This is a genomic window from Micromonospora sp. NBC_00362 (genome assembly GCF_026342155.1).
Classification (GTDB): domain Bacteria; phylum Actinomycetota; class Actinomycetes; order Mycobacteriales; family Micromonosporaceae; genus Micromonospora; species Micromonospora hortensis.
The window spans coordinates 6,703,623-6,724,371 of sequence record NZ_JAPENH010000001.1; the positions used below are offsets into that span (position 1 = coordinate 6,703,623).

18 protein-coding genes are annotated in these 20,749 nt (G+C 72.3%); 11 read left to right on the forward strand and 7 right to left on the reverse strand.

What is annotated here, in order from left to right:
- Window positions 1–59 precede the first annotated feature (59 nt).
- From OG992_RS31000 to OG992_RS31015, 4 genes are all read right to left on the reverse strand, one after another.
- Window positions 60–1,325 (reverse strand): acyltransferase family protein, encoded by a 1,266-nt coding sequence (locus OG992_RS31000; protein ID WP_266304989.1) that lies wholly within the window; start codon window positions 1,323–1,325, stop codon window positions 60–62.
- Window positions 1,322–2,227, reverse strand: coding sequence for an alpha/beta hydrolase (locus OG992_RS31005; RefSeq protein WP_266304990.1), 906 nt, complete (start codon window positions 2,225–2,227; stop codon window positions 1,322–1,324). Before OG992_RS31005 ends, OG992_RS31000 begins: the two co-directional genes overlap by 4 nt.
- Before the next feature lie 99 nt (window positions 2,228–2,326).
- Window positions 2,327–2,989, reverse strand: coding sequence for a response regulator transcription factor (locus tag OG992_RS31010; protein WP_238682145.1), 663 nt, complete (start codon window positions 2,987–2,989; stop codon window positions 2,327–2,329).
- Entirely contained in the window at window positions 2,986–4,215 is a 1,230-nt protein-coding gene (locus OG992_RS31015) for a sensor histidine kinase (RefSeq protein WP_266304991.1), read from the reverse strand. The genes OG992_RS31010 and OG992_RS31015 overlap by 4 nt, the downstream gene beginning before the upstream one ends.
- Before the next feature lie 155 nt (window positions 4,216–4,370).
- Between OG992_RS31015 and fabG the strand changes: the two genes are divergently transcribed.
- From fabG to OG992_RS31035, 4 genes are all read left to right on the forward strand, one after another.
- Window positions 4,371–5,075: a 3-oxoacyl-ACP reductase FabG gene (fabG, locus tag OG992_RS31020; protein WP_238682624.1), complete on the forward strand. Its 705-nt coding sequence runs from the start codon at window positions 4,371–4,373 to the stop codon at window positions 5,073–5,075.
- Window positions 5,076–5,102: 27 nt separating this feature from the next.
- Window positions 5,103–5,870, forward strand: a complete 768-nt coding sequence (fabI, locus tag OG992_RS31025) for an enoyl-ACP reductase FabI (RefSeq protein ID WP_238682148.1) — start codon at window positions 5,103–5,105, stop codon at window positions 5,868–5,870.
- Between the two features lie 100 nt (window positions 5,871–5,970).
- Window positions 5,971–6,999 carry a ferrochelatase gene (locus OG992_RS31030; RefSeq protein ID WP_266304992.1) on the forward strand — a complete coding sequence of 343 codons (1,029 nt, stop codon included), beginning with the start codon at window positions 5,971–5,973 and terminating at the stop codon, window positions 6,997–6,999.
- A gap of 15 nt (window positions 7,000–7,014) precedes the next feature.
- Complete coding sequence (locus OG992_RS31035; protein ID WP_091403868.1) at window positions 7,015–7,794, forward strand: HAD-IIA family hydrolase; 780 nt, start codon at window positions 7,015–7,017, stop codon at window positions 7,792–7,794.
- A gap of 290 nt (window positions 7,795–8,084) precedes the next feature.
- Here the strand turns inward: OG992_RS31035 and OG992_RS31040 are convergent, their stop codons facing one another.
- On the reverse strand, window positions 8,085–8,879 hold the full coding sequence (locus OG992_RS31040; RefSeq protein ID WP_091403871.1) for a hypothetical protein: 795 nt from the start codon (window positions 8,877–8,879) through the stop codon (window positions 8,085–8,087).
- A gap of 184 nt (window positions 8,880–9,063) precedes the next feature.
- Here OG992_RS31040 and OG992_RS31045 point away from each other — a divergent pair, with 184 nt between their 5' ends.
- Window positions 9,064–9,876, forward strand: coding sequence for a DUF3097 domain-containing protein (locus OG992_RS31045; protein ID WP_238682622.1), 813 nt, complete (start codon window positions 9,064–9,066; stop codon window positions 9,874–9,876).
- A 36-nt stretch (window positions 9,877–9,912) separates the two neighbouring features.
- Here OG992_RS31045 and OG992_RS31050 read toward each other — a convergent pair whose 3' ends face one another.
- On the reverse strand, window positions 9,913–11,214 hold the full coding sequence (locus OG992_RS31050; RefSeq protein ID WP_266304993.1) for a serine hydrolase: 1,302 nt from the start codon (window positions 11,212–11,214) through the stop codon (window positions 9,913–9,915).
- Between the two features lie 120 nt (window positions 11,215–11,334).
- Between OG992_RS31050 and OG992_RS31055 the strand changes: the two genes are divergently transcribed.
- The 4 genes from OG992_RS31055 to OG992_RS31070 all read left to right on the forward strand — a co-directional run bounded on the left by OG992_RS31055 (window position 11,335) and on the right by OG992_RS31070 (window position 16,251).
- Window positions 11,335–11,808 carry an NfeD family protein gene (locus OG992_RS31055; protein WP_238682620.1) on the forward strand — a complete coding sequence of 158 codons (474 nt, stop codon included), beginning with the start codon at window positions 11,335–11,337 and terminating at the stop codon, window positions 11,806–11,808.
- Window positions 11,809–11,813: 5 nt separating this feature from the next.
- A complete protein-coding gene (locus tag OG992_RS31060) occupies window positions 11,814–12,920 on the forward strand; it encodes an SPFH domain-containing protein (protein WP_238682619.1) in 1,107 nt (368 codons plus the stop codon).
- Between the two features lie 150 nt (window positions 12,921–13,070).
- Window positions 13,071–13,838 (forward strand): hypothetical protein, encoded by a 768-nt coding sequence (locus tag OG992_RS31065; protein WP_266304994.1) that lies wholly within the window; start codon window positions 13,071–13,073, stop codon window positions 13,836–13,838.
- Between the two features lie 211 nt (window positions 13,839–14,049).
- Entirely contained in the window at window positions 14,050–16,251 is a 2,202-nt protein-coding gene (locus OG992_RS31070; protein ID WP_266304995.1) for a transglycosylase domain-containing protein, read from the forward strand.
- 208 nt (window positions 16,252–16,459) lie between these two features.
- On the opposite strand, the gene OG992_RS31075 is transcribed toward OG992_RS31070, so the two are convergent.
- Window positions 16,460–18,307, reverse strand: a complete 1,848-nt coding sequence (locus tag OG992_RS31075; RefSeq protein ID WP_266304996.1) for a thiamine pyrophosphate-requiring protein — start codon at window positions 18,305–18,307, stop codon at window positions 16,460–16,462.
- 91 nt (window positions 18,308–18,398) lie between these two features.
- Between OG992_RS31075 and OG992_RS31080 the strand changes: the two genes are divergently transcribed.
- Together OG992_RS31080 and argG are read left to right on the forward strand one after the other, a co-directional pair.
- Entirely contained in the window at window positions 18,399–19,247 is an 849-nt protein-coding gene (locus tag OG992_RS31080; protein ID WP_238682682.1) for an RNA methyltransferase, read from the forward strand.
- A 47-nt stretch (window positions 19,248–19,294) separates the two neighbouring features.
- Window positions 19,295–20,746, forward strand: coding sequence for an argininosuccinate synthase (gene argG / locus OG992_RS31085; protein ID WP_238682615.1), 1,452 nt, complete (start codon window positions 19,295–19,297; stop codon window positions 20,744–20,746).
- Window positions 20,747–20,749 lie beyond the last annotated feature (3 nt).

Below are 20,749 nucleotides of genomic sequence, written 5' to 3' on the forward strand. Positions count from 1 at the left end.
GCGCCGAGGTGGTGGGGAGCGGAGCGGAGCGGGGTCAGCTCACCAGACTGAGTCGTGGCTCAGCGGGACTGACCATCGGCCCGGCCACGACTGGGAGGATCGCTATCTCGCACAGCGATCACCTCCTGCAAGTCGGGCGGGCCGGAACGTCGATGATCGTACACCTGCGGTGCCGACGGAACGCACTCGGCCGACCGGCTGGCGACCCCTCCACCGCCCGGTTGGCGACGCCGCTCGCCACCAGCACGTACGCCTTCGGGTGACGAGCGCGGCTGCCCCACCCGCACCACACTGACCAGCACCACGGCGAGCAGCGGCAGCCAGCAGCAGCGCGCCAGCACCCACCCCGGGCCGTCCGGGGCGGTGTGCAGACCGGGCACTGCCAGCCCGCCGCGGGCGGTGAGCGCTGTCACCGCCACCAGTACCGGCTGGTGCCACAGGTAGATCCGGACGGCGGAGCGGTTCACATCGGTCACCGCCCGGCCCGGCAGCGGCCGGGTCAGCAGCCGGTGCAGTGCCGGCCGGGCGAGCAGTCCCAGCCCGACCTGGGTCACCGCCAGCGCCACGACCAGCAGCGACGGTGGATTCAGGTTGGACACCCCGGCCCCGGGCACGCCGACCGCGCTCACCGGGTAGCCCAGCGCCAGCAGCGCCGCCAGCGCGACCGCCCCACCGGCCGCCAACGTGCCGCCCGCCCGCCGGCCGTCCAGCCGCCCGTCGGCGTGCGCCACACCCAGCAGGTACGGCACCGACCAGGCCGCCAGTACGGTGACCGGGGGCAGGTCGGTGCCGGCCGGCAGCAGCCGGACGGCCAGGTCGACAGCGGCCACCACGACCACCGCCGGCGCCCCGCACCGCGCCACCCCCCACCGGCGTACGGCGACGCGTAGCGGGCCGGTCAGCGCGACCAGGACCACCAGCGGTAGCAGGAACCACAGCGGGCTGACCGCCAGCCGCAGCGCGACGGCGAGCGTGTCGTCCGAGGTGCCGACGACTGTGGCGGCGAGCAGCACCGCGGCACCGACACCGAGCAGCGCCACGGTGGGCAGCAGCAGCCGGCGCAGCCGCCCGGCCAGCCAACCGCCCGCGCCGCCGGGGTAGCGGGCCAGCGACCGGGTCGAGCCGAACCCGGCGGTGAAGAAGAACAACCCGAGCGTCTGCAACACCCAGGTCACCGGGGCCAGGTCGGGCAGAGCGGTCAGCGGACTCGCCTGGTGCAGCCCGCCGTCTCCGGCCAGCACCAACCCGGTGACCAGCCAGTGCCCCAGCACCACACCGCCGATGGCGTACGCCCGCAGCGCGTCGACGGCACGGTCCCGGCTCACCGGGCGTCCCCGATCCGGTCGGTGTCGACGCCGCCCAGCACGACAGCCGCCACCGCTACCAGCGCGGCGCTGCCCGGCGCGAGGTAGCCGTCGTGCCCCGCCACCCCACCCACCGGCAGCGCTCGGGCGCCGAACGCCGGGTCGCCGGGTCGCCGGCCGAAACCCAGGCCGGGCAGCCGCACCGGCGGTACCCGACGGATCCAGTCGGACGGCGCCTCGGCCGCCCAGAACCGCCGCCCGCCGGGCAGGTCGTCGGCGCGCTGCACCCCGGCGCCGACGCCGCCGAGGCTGACCACGTCGGTGACCTGGGTCGGGGCGTCCGCCGCCGCCAGCGACACCACCAGCGACCCGTAGCTGTGCCCGACCAGCGTGATCGTCGCCGCCGGACGCCGCTCGGCCAGCTCCCTCAGCAGTGCGGCCAGCCCGGCCGCGCCGCGCCGCGCGCTGACGCCACCGGCGGCGGTCAACACCCCGTCGGGCGGGTCGTAGCCGAGCCAGGCCAGCACCGCGACCCGCGCCGCCGGGTCGGTCGCCAGCAGTTCCCGGTAGAGCTGCCCAGCCTGCACCGCCGGCGCCCGCCGGGCCACCCCGCCCAACCCCCTGTCGAAGTCGGCGAGGGTGCTGCCGACCCCCGGCACCAGCACCGCGATCCGGTCCGCGTCGGCGAGGTCGCCGAAAACCTCGACAGCGCGGCCATCACCGCGCTCGTCGAACAGCAGGAACCGGCGTCCGTCGGCAGCCCAGTCCGCGTACGGGGGGCCGGCCGCGCGCATCGCCACCGCCATCACTGGGTACGCCTCGACGAACCCGGCCGCCGTGGCCGGCTCGGGTCGGGTCGGCAGAACCAGGTTCACGCCGAGCAGCGCGGCCATCGCCACCCGGCTGGCACCTCGTCGTCGCATCACGGTCTCCCTCCGGAATGTCGTCCGGAGGGAGAGTGCGCCCAGGGGCGGGGCCCGGTCGTCAGCCCGCAGAGCCGTTGCCGGGCTGGCTCCACGGGGCTACTCGCCGGCGGCCACCAGACCCGTCTCGTACGCCAGCACCACTGCCTGGGCCCGGTCGCGCAGACCCAACTTGGCCAGGATCCGCCCGACGTGCGTCTTCACTGTCTGCTCGGCCACCACCAGGTCACCAGCGATCTCCGCGTTGTTGCGGCCCCGGGCGATCAACCGCAGCACCTCGGTCTCGCGCGGGGTGAGCCCGGCCAGGTCGGTGGGGCGCGGGCGGCGGCGGTCCGGACGGTTCGCGAACTCGGCGATCAGCCGGCGGGTGACCCCCGGGGCGAGCAGCGCGTCGCCGGCCGCCACCACCCGCACCGCCTGCACCAGGTCGGCCGCCGGGGCGTCCTTGAGCAGGAACCCGCTGGCCCCGGCGCGCAACGCCTCGTACACGTAGTCGTCCAGGTCGAAGGTGGTGAGGATGAGCACCCGGGGTCGCTGCGTCGACCGGTCACCGAGCAGCTTGCGGGTGGCCTCCAGCCCGTCCATGACCGGCATCCGCACGTCCATCAGCACCACGTCCGGGTCGAGGTGGCGGGCGGCGGCCACCGCCTGCGCGCCGTCGGCGGCGTCCCCCACCACCAGCAGATCCGGTTGGGCGGCGAGCAGCGCGCCGAAACCCTGCCGGACCATCGCCTGGTCGTCGGCGATCAGCACCCGGATCATCGGTCCCCGCCCTCCGCGTCGTACGGCAACTCGGCCGCCACCGCGTAACCCCCGTCGGGCAGCGGCCCGGCGGTGAACGTACCGCCCAGCGAGGTGGCCCGCTCCCGCATGCCGGTCAGCCCGTGCCCGGAGCCGCCGTCGGCGGTCGGTCGGACGTCGGCCGGGGAGTTTTCGACGCGTACCCCCAGACCGGACCGGCCGGCGCGGACGGTGACCCGCACCGCGGCGCCGGCCGCGTGGCGGGCCGCGTTGGCCAGGCCCTCCTGCACGATGCGGTACGCGGCCAGTCCGACCGGCGCGGGCACCCGGTCGTCGTCCACCGGCTCGGCGTCCACTGTGACCGGCAGCCCGGCCCGGCGTGCCGCGTCCACCATCGCGCCCAGGTCGGTCAGGTCCGGCTGCGGCGCGGTCTGCGGCCCGCTCGTCTCGCTGCGCAGCACCCCCAGTAGCCGCCGCATGTCGGTGAGCGCGTCGCGGGCCGACGCGGCGATGGCGACGAACTCCGCGGCTGCCGGGGCCGGCACGTCCGTCAGCCGGTACGGGGCGGTTTCCGCCTGCACCGCGATGAGCGACATGTGGTGGGCCACCACGTCGTGCAGCTCCCGGGCGATTCGGGTGCGTTCCTCCAGCACCGCGCGGCGCTCCTGCTCCCGTTCGCTCAGCTCGGCCTGCGCGTCGAGGGCGTGCCGGGACAGCCGGTTGCGCCGGATCAGGTCGCCGACGATCGCCAGCGCGCCGACCAGCAGCAGAACGGGGACCCGGTTGTCGGGGTGGACCAGGGTGAGCACCGGCACGGTGCTGATCGCCACCACCCAGACCAGCACCGGTCGATCGACCCGTGCGACGACCACCGCCAGCACCGCGACCGACCCGAGCGCCAGCGGCGGGGTCCACGGCCAGGCCTGGTCGTCCGGGGCGTTGAACGTGCAGACCAGCAGGGCCAGCACCGTCAGCCGCCAGGCCAGCAGTGGACGCCGGGGCAGCGCCAGCAGCGGCGCCACCGTCATCGCCGCGAACAGCAGCGCGATCGGTGGCGGCAGGCCCCAGTCGCTCTCCACCGTCAACGTGATCAGGAAGAGGCCGAGCGCGGCGAGCAGGCCGGCCGGCGCGGCGTAGCGGGCCGGCCCGGGCCAACGCGCCAGCAGCGGCCGTTCGGGCCGGACGTCGGGCCCGAGCACTGTCTGCCGCAGGGCCCGCACTGCCACCGCGATCGGATGCCGGTTCACCATCCGCAGGCTACGGGCCCACCCCGCCACGAGGCGTGCCACCAGGGGTTGATCCCGGTGTCGTACCCCAGTGTGACGCGACTCCCGTTAGCGCTTACCTGCCGGTAACGCCTAGGCTCCGACGCGTCCGTGCTGACCATTCGCAAGGGGGAACAGTGGCCCGTACCGTGCTGGTGACCGGGGGCAACCGGGGAATCGGCCTGGCCATCGCGCAGGCCTTCGCCAAGCAGGGCGACCGGGTGGCGGTCACCCACCGCAGCGGCGAGGCGCCCGACGGGCTGTTCGGCGTCCGCGCCGACGTCACCGACGCCGCCTCGATCGACGCCGCGTTCGCCGCCGTCGAGGCCGAGCTGGGTCCGGTCGAGGTGCTGGTCGCCAACGCCGGCATGACCGCCGACACGCTGCTGCTGCGCATGACCGAGGAGCAGTTCACCGACGTGGTGAACACCAACCTCACCGGCGCGTTCCGGGTCGCGAAGCGGGCGTCCGGCAAGATGCTCCGCGCCAAGTGGGGCCGGATGATCTTCATCTCCTCGGTGGTCGGCCTCGCCGGTGGCGCCGGGCAGGTCAACTACGCCGCCAGCAAGGCCGGCCTTGTCGGCGTCGCCCGCTCGATCACCCGGGAGCTGGGCAGCCGCAACATCACCGCGAACGTGGTGGCGCCCGGCTTCATCGACACCGACATGACCGCCGGCCTCACCGGCGACCGCAAGGCGGAGATCCTCAAGTCCATCCCGGCGGGCCGGATGGCCAGCCCGGACGAGGTCGCCGCCGTGGTCACCTGGCTGGCCTCGGACAGCGCCGGGTACGTCTCCGGCGCCGTCATCCCGGTCGACGGCGGCCTCGGCATGGGCCACTAACCCTTTTGACTACGGAGGAAATCAGCGATGTCCGGACTGCTCGCCGGTAAGCGACTGCTCGTCACCGGTGTCATCACCGACGCCTCGATCGCCTTCTCGGTGGCGAAGCTCGCTCAGGAAAATGGCGCGCAGGTCGTGCTCACCGGCTACGGCCGGCTCTCCCTGGTCGAGCGGATCGCCAAGCGGCTGCCCGAGCCGGCGCCGGTCATCGAGGTGGACGTCACCAACACCGAGCATCTGGCCGGCCTCGCCGACCGGGTACGCGAGCACGTCGACGGCCTCGACGGTGTCGTGCACTCGATCGGCTTCGCCCCGCAGAGCTGCCTCGGCGGCGGCTTCCTCGACGCGCCCTGGGAGGACGTGGCGACCGCCCTGCACGTCTCCACCTTCTCGTACAAGTCGCTGGCCATGGCGGCGCTGCCACTGATGTCGCCCGGCGGCGCGGTGGTCGGCCTGACCTTCGACGCGACGAAGGCGTGGCCGGTCTACGACTGGATGGGCGTGGCCAAGGCCGGCCTGGAGTCCGCGTCCCGCTACCTCGCCATGCACCTGGGCAAGCAGGGCATCCGCAGCAACCTGGTCGCCGCCGGGCCGCTGCGCACCATCGCCGCGAAGTCGATCCCCGGCTTCGACCAGTTCGAGGACGCCTGGGCCGAGCGTGCCCCGCTGGGCTGGAGCCTCACCGACCAGGAGCCCGCCGCGCGGGCCTGCCTGGCGCTGCTCTCCGACTGGTTCCCGGCCACCACCGGCGAGATCGTCCACGTCGACGGCGGCTACCACGCCATCGGCTCCTGACGCTGTGCCGTGACGCTCCCTGGTCACCGTCCGCGTGATCTACGCGTCCGGACCAGGGGGCGTCGCCGGGACGTCCCGGCCGAGGGGCAAGAATGACCCCATGTCGTACGACGCGGTGGTGCTGGTGTCCTTCGGCGGTCCCGAGCGGCCCGAGGACGTGATGCCGTTTCTGCAGAACGTGACCCGGGGCCGGGGTGTGCCTCCCGAACGACTGGTCGAGGTCGCCGAGCACTACCAGCACTTCGGTGGGGTGTCCCCGATCAACCAGCAGTGCCGTGACCTGCTGGCCGCCGTCCGCGCCGACTTCGACGCGCACGGTGTCGACCTGCCCATCTACTGGGGCAACCGCAACTGGGACCCGATGCTCGCCGACACCGTGACCCAGATGCGCGACGACGGGATCACCCGGGCGTTGGCCTTCGTCACCAGCGCGTACGGCGGCTACTCGTCCTGCCGGCAGTACCAGGAGGACATCGCCGCAGCCCGTGCCGCGGTCGGCCCGGACGCCCCGGTGATCGAGAAGCTGCGTCAGTTCTGGGACCACCCCGGCTTCGTCGAGCCGCACGTCGACGCCGTCAGGGCGGCGCTGGGCCAGCTCGACCCGGCGAAGCGGGACACCACCCGGCTGGTCTTCACCGCCCACTCCATCCCCACCTCGATGGCGGCGAACGCCGGCCCGCACGGCGGCCGGTACGAGGCGCAGCTACACGAGACCGCCCGGCTCGTCGCCGCGGCCGCCGCACCCGACCTGGCGTACGACCTGGTCTGGCAGAGCCGCTCCGGCCCGCCGCAGGTGCCGTGGCTGGAACCGGACATCAACGACCACCTGGCCGCCCTCGCGCAGGGCGGCACCACCGGTGTGGTGGTCAGCCCGATCGGGTTCGTCTCCGATCACCTGGAGGTCGTGTGGGACCTGGACACCGAAGCGCTGGAGACGGCGAAGCAGCTCGGCCTGGACTTCGTCCGGGCCGGCACGCCGGGCACCGACCCGCGCTTCGTGACCATGGTGCGTGAGCTGGTCACCGAGCGGACCGACCCGGACGGCGCGCAGCTGCGTCGCCGCCTGGGCGAGCTGCCCTTGTGGGACACCTGCCCCACCGTCTGTTGCGTGCCGACCCCTCGCCCCTGACCTCTGAGGATCATCATGCATGACCGTAAGCCCGTGCAGAGTTGGCTGACCGACATGGACGGCGTGCTGGTGCACGAGGGCCAGCCGGTGCCCGGCGCGCCGGAGTTCATCAACCGGATGCGCGCCTCCGGCAAGCCGTTCCTGGTGCTGACCAACAACTCGATCTACACACCTCGGGACCTGACGGCCCGGCTCAGCCGGATGGGGCTGGACGTGCCGGAGGAGTCGATCTGGTCCTCCGCCCTGGCCACCGGCCAGTTCCTCGCCGACCAGCGGCCGGGTGGCACCGCGTACGTCATCGGTGAGGCCGGACTGACCACGGCGCTGCACGCCGTCGGTTACGTGCTGACCGACTTCGCCCCCGACTATGTGGTGCTCGGCGAGACCCGCACCTACAGCTTCGAGGCGATCACCAAAGCCGTCCGCCTGATCAACGACGGCGCCCGGTTCATCTGCACCAACCCCGACGTGACCGGCCCGTCCGTGGAGGGCGCGCTACCCGCCGCCGGCTCGGTAGCCGCCATGATCTCCAAGGCGACAGGGGTCGAACCGTACTTCGTCGGCAAGCCCAACCCGATGATGATGCGCTCGGCGCTGAACACCATCAACGCGCACTCGGAGAGCACCGCGATGATCGGTGACCGGATGGACACCGACATCCTGTGTGGCCTGGAGGCTGGGCTGGAGACGATCCTGGTGCTCACCGGGATCAGCAGCCGCACCGAGGCGGAGCGCTACCCGTACCGCCCGTCGCGGATCATCAACTCGGTGGCGGACCTGCTCGACGAGATCTGACCAGCCCCGGTCGCCCCTCGTCCCTCGTCCCCTCGGCCCTCGGCCCGCCGCGCGGCCGTGTGGTGCCGGCGCTGGTCGGGGCGGCGCTGGTCGGGCGGCGCTGGTCGGGCGGTGCTTGCTTGATCGCGCCGCGCCGGCGCTGATGATCGCGCTGTAACCAGGTTGTAGTGGTCACCGTCCCGTAGCAGGCCACTACAACCTGGATCGAGCACGATCATGGGCGGCGGGGCGGTGCCGTGGCGCTTGTGGCGGTGCCGTGGCGCTTGTGGCGGTGCCGTGGCGCGGTCTGGTCAGGGGCGCAGGGGGGCGTTGCAGGCGGCCACCAGCGCCTGCCGGCAGGCAGCGGTGAGCGGCCGTAGTGCCGCGTCCCGTTGCTGTGCCTCGTAGTTGTTGATCGCGCCGCCCGGGGCGGCGTGCCCGGCCAACGCCAGCACCCGGTCGAGCACCGCGGCCCGGGCGAAGAGCCGGCGGGCCCGCGGGTCGAAGCCCGGTGGGAGGTCGGTGGTGCCGTCCGGGCGGCGGAGCGCGGCCAGCGCGCCGGCCAACTCGGGCCGCCACTGGGCGACGTCGAGGCGGGTCAGCACGGCGGTCGTCTCGGCCAGCGCGGCGGCCAACTCGGCCTCCGCCTCGGCGGCGCCGGGCAACGAGAGTGACGCGGCGGCGGCGTTGGCCGGCAGCGGGTAGACCCGCCAGAGCACCGTCTCGAAACAGTCCCCGGAGCCGGAGGTGTGCAGCCGCACCTGGGGGATCAACCCGAGCCCGCCGGCGACCACCGCCTCGCCAGTGACCAGCGCCGCACCGGCGAAGTCGCCGGGGCCGGGCAAACCCCTCGGGTCGCCCGGCGCGGGCAGCACCAGGCGGATCTCGTCCGGGGAGAGCTTGGCCAGGGTGGGCAGCGCGGCGCCCAGCGGCACGTCGGTCCAGGTGCCCGGGGCGTCCGCAACGAGGTGTTCCTCGTCGCCGGCGATGGCGTCGGCGACCTCGTCGTAGGGCACCAACCCGGCGCGCCACGCGCGCACCCAGGCAACGAACCGGCTGGACCGGCGCGGCGCGAGTGTGGCCGCGCCCGTTGCGGGGGTGGACATGCCGAAAGGGTACGTGGTCACGACCGGCCCTGTCTCGGCTGCCGCTCCGGTCGCCCGGCCTGCCCCCAACTGCCCTGTTCGCCCCAATCCCCGCTCCCTGGCGCGGGTGTGTGGTCGGCGGTCGGAGGGCGGAGCGGTGTGTCGGGGGCCCGGGTGGGCGCGGGCTGGGTTTAGCGTGATCGACATGGCGGGGCGATACGGCGAGGACGTGTTGGCGGGCGACTGGCGACGGCGCAAGGTCACCCCCGAGGTGGACGCCGAACCGGATCTCGTGGTCGAGGACGCCGACTCCGGGTTCTGCGGAGCGGTGGTGGGCTTCGAGGCCGGCGCTGTGGTGTTGGAGGACCGGCACGGTAGACGGCGCAACTTCCCGCTGCTGCCGGCGGCGTTCCTGCTCGACGGCAGCCCGGTGACGCTGCGCCGTCCGACCCGCGCCCCGGTGCCGGCGGCCCGTCGGCGGACCGCGTCCGGTTCGGTCGCCGTGGACAACGTCCGGGCCCAGGTGGCGAAGGCCAGCCGAATCTGGGTGGAGGGCATCCACGACGCCGCGCTGGTCGAGCGGATCTGGGGCGACGACCTACGGATCGAGGGCGTGGTGGTCGAGCCGTTGGACGGCATCGACGCCCTCGACGCCGAGGTACGCGACTTCGGCCCCGGCCCGACCCGACGACTCGGCGTGCTCGTCGACCACCTGGTGCCGGGCAGCAAGGAGAGCCGGATCGTCGCCCGGGTGAACTCGCCGCACGTGCTGGTGACCGGGCACCCCTACGTGGACGTGTGGCAGGCGGTCAAGCCGGCCGCGTTGGGCATCGCTGCCTGGCCGGTGGTGCCGCCGGGGCGGCCGTGGAAGGAGGGGGTCTGCGCGGCCCTCGGGGTGGCCGAGCCGGCCGACATGTGGCGGCACATCCTGTCCCGGGTGAACAGCTTCGCCGACGTGGAGACCCCCCTGATCAACGCCATGGAGCGCCTCATCGACTTCGTCACCGAGCCGGCCTGACCGCCTGGTTCTCCGGCCGCCCAGCGGCGGTTCGGTTCAGGGAACCTCGTCCGGGCTGCGCGTGAAGACGAACGTGGCGATGTCGACCGCTCGCGCCCGTCCGTCGTCGTCGCGCAGCACCGACAGGATCTCGCCGTTCTCCGGGCCGGAGCGTCCCCGCCAGCGGTCCGTCCCCTCGGCGGTGAACCGACTCACCCGCTCACCGCGTACGTGGGCCACCAGGTCACCCGCGTCCCAGCTCAGGTCCAGCGACGTGCCCATCCACCACCAGCGGCCGGTCAGCTCGGCGAGTTCGGGGTCAGGCGCGGCGGTGGTCGGCAGCCACGGCTGCGGGAACGCCGGCTCGGTGTCCAGCACTGTGGTCAGCAGTTGGCGGCCGAGCCCGGTGATCGGAAAGCCGTACGAGTTGGCGAAGCCGACCACCGCGGTTCGGGTGGGCCGGTGCACCATGAGGGCGGCCACGTACCCGGGCATCGAGCCGCCGTGCCCGACGTACACGCGCTCGCCGTCGCGGTAGAGCTCCAGCCCCAGGCCGTGTCCGCCGGTCCAGGAGTCGAGGTCGCTGATCACCACGGGGGCGCACATCTCGGTCAGCGTCTCGGCGGCCAGCACCGACGGGTCCGGGTCGGCCAGGAACGCGGCCCAGCGACCCAGGTCCTCGATCGTCGACCAGAGCTGGCCTGCGGGGGCCATGGCGCCGGTGTCGGTACGGGGTTCCTCACGCAACGTGCCGTGCCAGGGGTGGACGACGTATCCGCGGGCGTACGGCTCGGTGGCCGCGTAGGTGGTGCGGCGCAGGCCCAGCGGGGTGAGGATCCGTTCGTCGAGCAGGTCGGCCCACTGTGTCCCGGTGAGCCGTTCGAGCAACCCGCCGAGCAGTCCGTACGCCAGGTTGGAGTAGTGGTACGCGCGGTGCGACGGGTAGGCGATCTTGTCGGCGTCGACAGCGGCGAGCAGTGTGGTGAGGTCGACGCCCGCCGCCCGCTCCCACCAGTCGCCATCGGGTTCGCGTTGGATGCCGCTGGCGTGGCCGAGCAGTTGACGTACTGTGAGCGCGCCCACACCGGTACCCGGCAGGTGTTGCTCCAGCCGGTCGTCCAGGGCCAGTCGTCCGGCGTCGCGCAACTGCATGATCAGGGTGGCGGTCATCGTCTTGCTGATCGAGCCCACCCGGTACTGCAGGTCGACATCTGGGCGAGGGTGTTCGCCGGCGACTGCCACGTGCGCCAGCGTGCCGTCGCGGACCACGCCCAGCACCAGCGACGGGGTGTGACCGTCGGCCTGTGCCTGGGCGGCCCGGGTGTCGATCTGTCGGGCGGTCTCGGGTAACAGGGTCAACGGGATCTCCTCGGGTCGGGCCGCCGATTCGTGGTGTTTTGACGGGCCGGAAAGGGTCCCGCAGAGCCTACTGATCTTCGTGGGGAGGCCGCGCGTGCATTTGCGTGTCACGATCGGGGGGTGGACGCCGTGGTGTGGATCGTTTTGGGTGTGCTGCTGGCCGTCGCCGAGATTTTCACGACGACGCTATTTCTGATCATGTTCGGGGCCGGTGCGTTCGCCGCCGCCGGTGCGGCCGCCCTGGGCGCGCCGGTCGCCGTGCAGGCGCTGGTCTTCGCCGTGGTGTCGGCGTTGAGCCTGGTGGTGGTCCGGCCGGTCATCCGGCGGCACCGCCGCTCCGCGTTGGAGAGCGGTGAGCAGCCGTTCGGCGTGGAGGCGATCGAGGGCTCCACGGCGCTGGTGCTGGAACGGGTGGACGCCGAGCACGGCCTCGTCAAGATCGACGGTGAGTTGTGGAGCGCCCGGTCGTACGACACGACGCAGGTCTACGACCCCGGTCAACGGGTTCGGGTGATAAAGGTCCGGGGCGCGACCGCCCTGGTGTGGCAGGACGATGTTTCTTCCTCCGGCGAGCTGCCGGAATCGAGAGGGTGAACGGGATGACCTTAATCGGGGTGGTGGTGATCGCGGTGGCGTTGATCGCCGTGATAACGCTGGCCAAGGCGGTGCGGATCGTTCCGCAGCAACGCCAGGACGTGGTGGAACGGCTCGGCAAGTACAAGCGCACCCTCAGCCCCGGCCTCAACCTGTTGGTGCCGTTCATCGACGCGGTCCGTACCAAGGTCGACATGCGGGAGCAGGTGGTCAGCTTCCCGCCGCAGCCGGTGATCACCTCGGACAACCTGGTGGTCTCGATCGACACGGTCCTCTACTTCAAGGTGGTCGACTCGGTCCGGGCTACCTACGAGATCTCCAGCTTCCTCCAGGCCATCGAGCAGCTGACCGTCACCACGTTGCGTAACGTGATCGGTTCGCTCGATCTGGAGCGGGCGCTGACCAGCCGGGACGAGATCAACAGGCACCTCTCGGGTGTGCTGGACGAGACCACCGGCCGCTGGGGCATCAAGGTGACCCGGGTCGAGATCAAGGCGATCGAGCCGCCGGCCAGCATCCGCGACTCGATGGAGAAGCAGATGCGCGCCGAGCGGGACCGCCGTGCGGCGATCCTGACCGCCGAGGGGCACAAGCAGTCGGTGATCCTCACCGCCGAGGGTGACAAGCAGTCGGCGGTGCTGCGCGCCGACGGTGACCGGCAGGCTCGGATCCTCCAGGCCGAGGGTCAGGCGAAGGCGATCCGTACGGTCTTCGACGCGATCCACCAGGCCAACCCGAGCCAGAAGGTGCTCGCCTACCAGTACCTGCAGGCTCTGCCGCAGATCGCCCAGGGCAGCGCCAACAAGGTCTGGATCGTTCCGGCCGAGCTGACCAAGGCCCTGGAGGGGATGGGCGGCGCGCTCGGTGGGTTGAGCCAGATGGTGGGGGACCTGCCCGCTCCGGAGGCGGCCGAACACGCGAGCCAGGTGGAGCGCGAGGCCGCGGAGGCGGCGCAGGCCGCGGCGGACGCCGCTCAGCAGATCCACGACGAGGTACGCGTCGCCGAGGCGCAGGCCACCGGCGGCAACAAGCCGCAGGGGCTGCCGGCACCGGAGCCGGTGTCTCCGGCCAGCCTGACCGAGGACCCGGCCGACCAGCGCGAGCGCGGCTGATCCGGTACGCCGGCCGCCCGGTCGGCTAAATACGAGAAAGACTCATGGGGCGCTCCGACGCCTGCCACGATCGGTCCTAGGACGGGTGGTGACCAGGCAATCGGGGCGCCCCGGCGCGTCGGTGCAGCCCGACGACGAGCGAGGTGACGCATGAAGGATCCGGCGAATCGGATGTGGTCCTCGGCCCCGGTGCCCGGCGCGCACGACCCGGTCGGCCCGCTGGGCTCCCGCCGCAGCGGTGGCGGTTTCGGCGTACTGCCCTTCGTCGGCGAGCCGACCCCGGGCGCCCCCGCCACGAACGCCAGTTGGGCCTTCTCGGTACGTCGGTTCGCACGAGCGGCGGTCTGGCTGCTGCCCGCGTACGCCATCCTCTACGGCGCGGTGGCGATGGCCAGCGACGGAGGGGTGGGCAACGACCCCTACCCGGCCGACGGCCAGGCGGTGTACCTGATCGGCTGGGTGGCAGCGGTCTGGCTCGGCCTGCTCGCGCTGCTGGCCCTCACCGGGCTGCTGGCCGCGACCCGCAGCCGCCGGGTGGCCGCCGCCGGACTGCTGGTCAGCATCGCCGGCACCGTGCTGATGCTGCCGTTCGCGGGATTCGAGGAGCAGACGCCGGTCTTCGGCGCCACCGCGCGGTCGCTGGTCCTGCTCGGGGCGACGTTCTACAGCGCGGGCTGGTTCCTCACCGGATGGGCGGTGGCCCGCTCGGGCACCTTCAGCCTCGGCGACGGCGTCATGCTGATCATCGCCGCACCGCTGCTCGGTCTCGGCGGAGCCCTGATCGGCTCGTTGCAGACCTTCGGCGCGATCTTCGTGCTGATCGCCGGCATCGGCATCGGCTACCGCTCCGGCCGCCTGATGCCCCGCGAAACCGCCAGAGACGCCGCCACCGCCAGCCTAAGTACCCCCAACCCCTAACCCACCCACCTGCCTTAAGCCTCGCCTACTGGCCGGTGATCAAGAGGTTTGCGTCAGCCGAAGGCCCTTTCCTGACGCAAACCTCTTGATCACCCTGAGCAACTGGTGCAGGGCGCGGGGGTGGGAGTTGGCTGGTGGGTGGGCGTGAAGTTGCTGACAATCGCGGGGTGGGGGTGGTCGGTTGGCGGCTTTCATGGCAATCCTGGGGAGCATGGCCGCCCCCCGCTCGCCGCTGTCGCGGCTGTTCACAGTGCTGCTCGCCGGCGTGTTGGCCGGGCTTGTCCTGGCCGTCGCCGCGCTGCCGGGCAACCTGCTGCTCGGGCTCACCGCCCGCTCCGCGCTCGGGTCGTACGCCGCGTTGCCGGCCTCGCTGAAGACCCCCGCCACGCCGCAGCGTTCGTACCTCTACGCCAACGACGGCAAGACGCTGATCACCACGTTCTACGACGTGAACCGCACCGACGTCCCCCTCTCGGAGATCGCCCCGGTCATGCGGCAGGCGATCGTGGCGGCCGAGGACCGACGCTTCTACGACCACGGTGGCGCGGACCTTCGCGGTCTGGCCCGGGCGCTGGTGGCCAACGTCAAGGGCGGCGGCACCGAGCAGGGCGGCTCGACGCTGACCATGCAGTACGTCCGTAACGTGCTCAAGACTGACCCCACGCGCACCGCCGAGGAGCGCGCCGCCGCCACCGATCCCACGGTGGGCCGCAAGATCCAGGAGATCCGGTACGCGAGCGCGCTGGACAAGAGCCTCGGCAAGGACGAGATCCTCGACCGGTACCTGAACATCGCCTACTTCGGCTCCGGCGCCTACGGGATCGCGGCGGCCAGCCAGCGGTACTTCGGTAAGCCCCCGGCGCAGTTGACCCTCGCCGAGTCGGCCCTGTTGGCCGGTCTGGTGCAGTCCCCGGACGCGTACAGCCCGATCAGCGGCGACAAGGACGAGGCGCTGACCCGCCGGTCGTACGTGCTGGACTCGATGGTCGCCACCAACACGATCACCGCCGCGCAGGCCGCCCAGGCCAAGGCGGAGCCGCTGGCCCTGCACGCCACCGCTCAGCCCAACGGCTGCACCGCTGTCTCCCAGGGCCACGACGACTGGGGTTTCTTCTGCGACTACCTGCGCCAGTGGTGGCTGACCCAGCCGGCCTTCGGGGCCACCGTCGCGGAGCGCGAGCAGGCACTGCGTTCGGGCGGCTACACGGTGGTCACCTCGCTGGACCCGAAGATCCAGGCCACCGCGCAGCAGCAGGCCACCAAGGTCTACTCCTACGACAACAAGCGCGCCCTGCCGATCGCGGCGGTCCAGCCGGGCACCGGGCGGGTGTTGGCGATGGCGGTCAACAGGCACTACAGCCTCGCCGACAACCCGGCCGGGCAGGCTAACTACCCGAACACCGTCAACCCGCTGATCTCCGGCGGTGCCAGCGTCGACGGGTACCAGGCGGGTTCGACGTTCAAGCTGTTCACGATGCTCGCCGCGCTGGAGTCGGGCCGTACCCTCTCCACCGGTTTCGACGCGCCCGCCAAGCTGCCCACCCGGTACGCCGCCGAGGGGCCGGGCAGTTGTGACGGCCACTGGTGCCCGGCGAACGCCAACCCGGACTGGATGGACGGGTACCGGATGATGTGGGACGGCTTCGGCCGCTCGGTGAACACCTACTTCGTCTGGCTGGCCGAGCAGGTCGGCCAGGACAAGGTGGTCCAGATGGCGCAGCGGCTCGGCATCACGTTCCGCGCCGACTCGGACGCCGCCTTCGCCAAGAACAACGCCGCGAACTGGGGTTCGTTCACCCTGGGTGTGGCGGCGACCACCCCGCTGGACCTGGCCAACGCGTACGCCACGGTGGCCGCCGAGGGCACCTACTGCACGCCGGTGCCGGTGGTTTCCGTGACCGGCGCGGACGGCACGAAGGTGCCGGTGGGGCAGCCCTCCTGCAAGCGGGTGCTCGACGCCGACGTCGCCCGTGCCGCGACCGACGCGGCGCGCTGCCCGGTGGGTCAGCAGTCGGCGTTCGGGCAGTGCAACGGCGGCACCGCCACCGGTGTGAACGACATCCTCGACGGCCGACCGGTGGCCGGTAAGACGGGTAGCTCGGAGCAGAACTCCACCGAGACGTTCGTCGGCTTCACCCCGCAGGTCGCTGTTGCCGGTATCGCCGCCAACCCGGACGACCCGGCCGACTCGGTGGGCTCGGCGGTGCAGACGAAGGTGATCGACGCGGTCGCCCGAGTCATCGCCACCGCCGTCAAGGGTCAGCCGGAGAAGGCGTTCGCCGCCCCGAGCCACGAGCTGGCCGGCGACCCGCACCGCCCGGTGGAGCGCCCAAAGGTCCCGGAACGTCGGCAGGACCCCACCACCGACGACCCCCGCTCAGCCCTCCAGCGCTGGCTAGACCGCCGAGGCTAACCCCCCGCCCTCCCGCCCTCCCGCCCTGCCGCCCTCACCCCCGCGATCTTGCACTTTCGGTTGTCGACAAGGACTCGTTTGCCCCCTTTTGTCGGCGCAGAAAGTGCAAGATCGCGGGGCCGGGGCCGGGGCCGGGGCCGGGGCCGGGGCCGGGGCCGGGGCCGGGGCCGGGGCCGGGGCCGGGGCGGGGGCGGGGGCGGGGGCGGGGTTAGCGGTCGCGGCGGCGGGGGCGGTAGCTGGTTAGGGTGGCTGGCAGGCCGCGGCGGGTGATTCCGGCCCAGTCGGTGTCGCCGCGCAGCACCGCCGCTGCGGTCTTGCGGGCCTGCTCGACGGTGAAGTGCGGTGGCAGCATCAGCTCCGCCGGGTCGACCAGGGCGTTGATCACCACCGGCCGGTCGGCGGTGAGCGCCCGGTCCCAGACGTCGCGTACCTGATCCGGTGAGTCGATCAACTCGCCGTGCAGCCCGAGCACTTCCGCCCACTGGTGGTAGGCGATGTCCGGCAACTGCTGGCTGTCCGGGAACATCGGCGTCCCCTCGGTGGAGCGCTGTTCCCAGCTGACGAACGCCAGATCCCGGTTGTTGAGAACCAGCACCACGAAGCGTGGGTCGGTCCAGCTGCGCCAGTACTTCGCCACGGTGATCAGCTCGTTGACGCCGTTCATCTGCATGGCGCCGTCGCCGATCAGCGCGACCAGCGGCCGGTCCGGGTGGGCGAACTTGGCGCTCAACGCGTACGGCATGGCGCCGCCCATGGACAGCAGCGTGCCGGAGAGGCTGGCCAGCATGCTGGGGCGTACCTGGATGTGTCGGGCGTACCAGGCGGTGGTAGTGCCGCAGTCGACAGTGAGCAGCACGTCGTCGGGCAGCCGTTCGTTCAGCGTGTGGAAGAGCAACTGCGGGTTGACCGGGTCGGCGGCCTGCTCGGCCAGGTCGTGTTGCACCCGACGCCACGCCGAGGTGGCCTCGGTGACCTCCGCCCGCCAGGCGGTCGGCCCGGGGCCGGGGCCCAGCTCGTTCAGCAACGCCCGCAGCGTGGGGCGGGCGTCGCCGGTCAGGTTCACCTCGGTTGGGTAGCGCAGCCCGAGCTGGGTGCCGTCCAGGTCGATCTGCACCGCGCGGGCCTGCCCGGGCTGCGGATAGAACTCCGAGTACGGCATGTTGCTGCCCACGATCAGCAGCCGGTCGCAGCCGCTCATCAGCTGCCAGCTCGGTCGGGTGCCGAGCAGCCCGATCGCGCCGGTTACCCAGGGTTCGCGGTGGTCGACGGCGGTGAAGCCGAGCAGCGCTGTGGCCACGCCGGCCCCGAGCCGATCAGCGATCTCGCGGACCTCGTCGCGCGCGCCGAGGGCACCCTGGCCGACCAGCATGGCCACCCGCTGCCCGCCGCGCAGCACCTCGGCCGCCCGGCGTACGTCCGCCTCGGGCGGCACCGTCGGCGTGCTGCTCGGCGCGTTGCTGGTCTGGTAGTAGCCGTGCGCGTGCGGCGGGTTCGGTACGGCCGGCTCGTCCTGGAGGTCCAGGGGCAGGATCAGGGCGGTGACGGTGCGCCGGGCCAGCGCCGTCCGGCACGCCCGGTCGACCAGGTGGCGTACCTGCGCCGGGTGGTCGAGCTGGGCCAGGAACGCCGCTGCCACGTCCTTGTAGAGGGCGAGCAGGTCGACCTCCTGGTAGTAGCCGCCACCCTCGGCGGTGGTCGCGGTGTGCCCGACCAGGGCGATCACCGGCTGGTGGTCGAGCTTCGCGTCGTACAGGCCGTTGAGCAGGTGGATGGCGCCCGGTCCGCTGGTCACGAGCGCGCAGCCCAGCGGCCCGCCGCCGTACTTGACGTGCGCGGAGGCGGCGAAGCCGGCGGTCTCCTCGTGGCGGACCTGGATGAACTGGGCGCGGCCGTTGGTGCGTTGCAGCGCGGAGGTCATGCCGTTGATGCCGTCACCGGGATAGCCGAAGTAACGGTGTACGCCCCAGCTGAACAGTCGCGACACGATGTGGTCGGCGACGGTCGGACGCCGGGGCAGAGTGCCCGCTTCGCCCGCCGTGGTGTCGTCTGCGCTCACCTGGCTGGTCCTTCCCGTTCCGTCCGATGCCCGCCGGTCATTCCCCTTCTTCTTCGGACAAAACACCCCGCCGGACGGGCGTCGAAGCGCACTGCTCCGCGTCCGGCAGAATCGTCGGGTGCCCGTCCACCAGATCACCGACCCCGACGACGACCGGATCGCCGACTACCGAGCGCTCACCGACGTCGAGCTGCGCACCCGCTGGGAACCACCGCACGGCCTGTTCATCGCCGAGGGGGAGCTGGTGCTGCGCCGGGCGCTGCGCGCGGGCTACCCGGCCCGGTCGTACCTGGTCGACGCCAAGCGCGTCGACCAGCTCGCCGACCTGGACACCGGCGACGCGCCGGTCTACGCCGCGACACAGGACGTGCTGCAACGGGCCACCGGCTTCCACGTACACCGGGGGGTGCTGGCGTCGTTCCACCGCCGGCCGCTGCCGACGGCGGCCGAGGTGCTCGCCGCCGCGCGCCGGGTCGTGCTCTTGGAGGACGTGAACAACCACACCAACCTCGGGGCGGTCTTCCGGGGCGCCGCCGCGCTCGGCATCGACGCGGTGCTGCTGTCGCCGTCCTGCGCCGACCCGCTGTACCGGCGCAGTGTCCGGGTCAGCATGGGTGAGGTCTTCGCGATGCCGTACGCGAAGCTCGACCGCTGGCCCGAGGGCCTGGACCAGGTGCGGGAGGCCGGCTTCACGGTGCTCGCCATGACGCCCGCGCCGGACGCCGTACCGATCCAGCGGTTGACCCCGGCGCAGCGTGAGCGGGCGGCCCTGCTGCTCGGCGCCGAGGGGCCAGGGCTCACCGCGGCGGCCCAGGCCGCCAGCGACGTGCGGGTGGTCCTTCCGATGCGGCGTGGCGTGGATTCGTTGAACGTGGCCGCCGCGGCGGCGGTGGCGTTCTGGGAGCTGGGCCGCGAGGATCCGCCTTTCGGCGGCGAGTAGACCCCTTCGGCTTGCATGGCCATGCGTTCTATTGCATAATTTTCCCCGTGTCCAAGGTTCTCACCTCCCTGCCCACCGGCGAACGTGTCGGCATCGCCTTCTCCGGCGGCCTCGACACCTCGGTCGCGGTCGCGTGGATGCGCGACAAGGGCGCCATTCCCTGCGCCTATACCGCCGACATCGGCCAGTACGACGAGCCCGACATCGCCTCGGTGCCCGGCCGCGCGCTCAGCTACGGCGCCGAGGTCGCCCGCCTGGTCGACTGCCGCGCCGCCCTGGTCGAGGAGGGCCTGGCCGCGTTGACCTGCGGCGCCTTCCACATCCGCACCGGCGGGCGGGCGTACTTCAACACCACCCCGCTGGGCCGCGCCGTGACCGGCACCCTGCTGGTGCGGGCGATGGTCGCCGACGACGTCCAGATTTGGGGCGACGGCTCGACCTTCAAGGGCAACGACATCGAGCGGTTCTACCGGTACGGCCTACTGGCCAACCCGATGCTGCGCATCTACAAGCCGTGGCTCGACACCGCCTTCGTCACCGAGCTGGGTGGGCGCAAGGAGATGTCCGAGTGGCTGCTCGAACGCGGCCTGCCCTACCGGGACAGCACCGAGAAGGCGTACTCGACAGACGCCAACATCTGGGGCGCCACGCACGAGGCGAAGACCCTGGAGCACCTCGACACCGGCATCGAGACTGTCAACCCGATCATGGGTGTGCGGTTCTGGGACCCGTCGGTGGAGATCCAGGCCGAGGACGTCACCGTCGGCTTCGACCAGGGTCGCCCGGTCACGATCAACGGCAAGGAGTTCGGCAGCGCCGTCGACCTGGTGCTGGAGGCCAACGCCATCGGCGGCCGGCACGGCCTGGGCATGTCGGACCAGATCGAGAACCGGATCATCGAGGCCAAGAGCCGGGGAATCTACGAGGCGCCCGGGATGGCGCTGCTGCACTACGCGTACGAGCGGCTGGTCAACGCCATCCACAACGAGGACACCCTGGCGAACTACCACAACGAGGGTCGCCGCCTCGGTCGGCTGATGTACGAGGGCCGCTGGCTGGACCCGCAGGCGCTGATGCTGCGCGAGTCGTTGCAGCGGTGGGTCGGCACGGCGGTCACCGGCGAGGTGACGTTGCGGCTGCGCCGGGGCGAGGACTACTCGATCCTGGACACCACCGGCCCGTCGTTCAGCTACCACCCGGACAAGCTGTCGATGGAGCGTACCGAGGACTCGGCGTTCGGCCCGTCGGACCGGATCGGTCAGCTCACCATGCGCAACCTGGACATCGCCGACTCGCGGTCGAAGCTGGAGCAGTACGCCTCCCTCGGCCTGGTCGGCGGCGGGAACCCGCAGCGGATGATCGGGGCCGCGCAGGCCGCCTCGACCGGGTTGATCGGCGCGATGCCCGAGGGTGGCGCGGAAGCCATCGCGTCCCGGGGCGTCGCCTCGGCGGAGGACGAGGCGCTCGACCGCGCCGCCATGGAGTTCGGCGTCGACTGACCC

Coding starts and splice junctions, on each gene's coding strand:
- OG992_RS31005 (WP_266304990.1), bottom strand. CDS start 2,227: ATGCGACGACGAGGTGCCAGCCGGGTGGCGATGGCCGCGCTGCTCGGC.
- OG992_RS31045 (WP_238682622.1), top strand. CDS start 9,064: ATGGCGGGGCGATACGGCGAGGACGTGTTGGCGGGCGACTGGCGACGG.
- fabI (WP_238682148.1), top strand. CDS start 5,103: ATGTCCGGACTGCTCGCCGGTAAGCGACTGCTCGTCACCGGTGTCATC.
- OG992_RS31040 (WP_091403871.1), bottom strand. CDS start 8,879: ATGTCCACCCCCGCAACGGGCGCGGCCACACTCGCGCCGCGCCGGTCC.
- OG992_RS31035 (WP_091403868.1), top strand. CDS start 7,015: ATGCATGACCGTAAGCCCGTGCAGAGTTGGCTGACCGACATGGACGGC.
- OG992_RS31060 (WP_238682619.1), top strand. CDS start 11,814: ATGACCTTAATCGGGGTGGTGGTGATCGCGGTGGCGTTGATCGCCGTG.
- OG992_RS31010 (WP_238682145.1), bottom strand. CDS start 2,989: ATGATCCGGGTGCTGATCGCCGACGACCAGGCGATGGTCCGGCAGGGT.
- OG992_RS31065 (WP_266304994.1), top strand. CDS start 13,071: ATGAAGGATCCGGCGAATCGGATGTGGTCCTCGGCCCCGGTGCCCGGC.
- OG992_RS31030 (WP_266304992.1), top strand. CDS start 5,971: ATGTCGTACGACGCGGTGGTGCTGGTGTCCTTCGGCGGTCCCGAGCGG.
- OG992_RS31070 (WP_266304995.1), top strand. CDS start 14,050: ATGGCCGCCCCCCGCTCGCCGCTGTCGCGGCTGTTCACAGTGCTGCTC.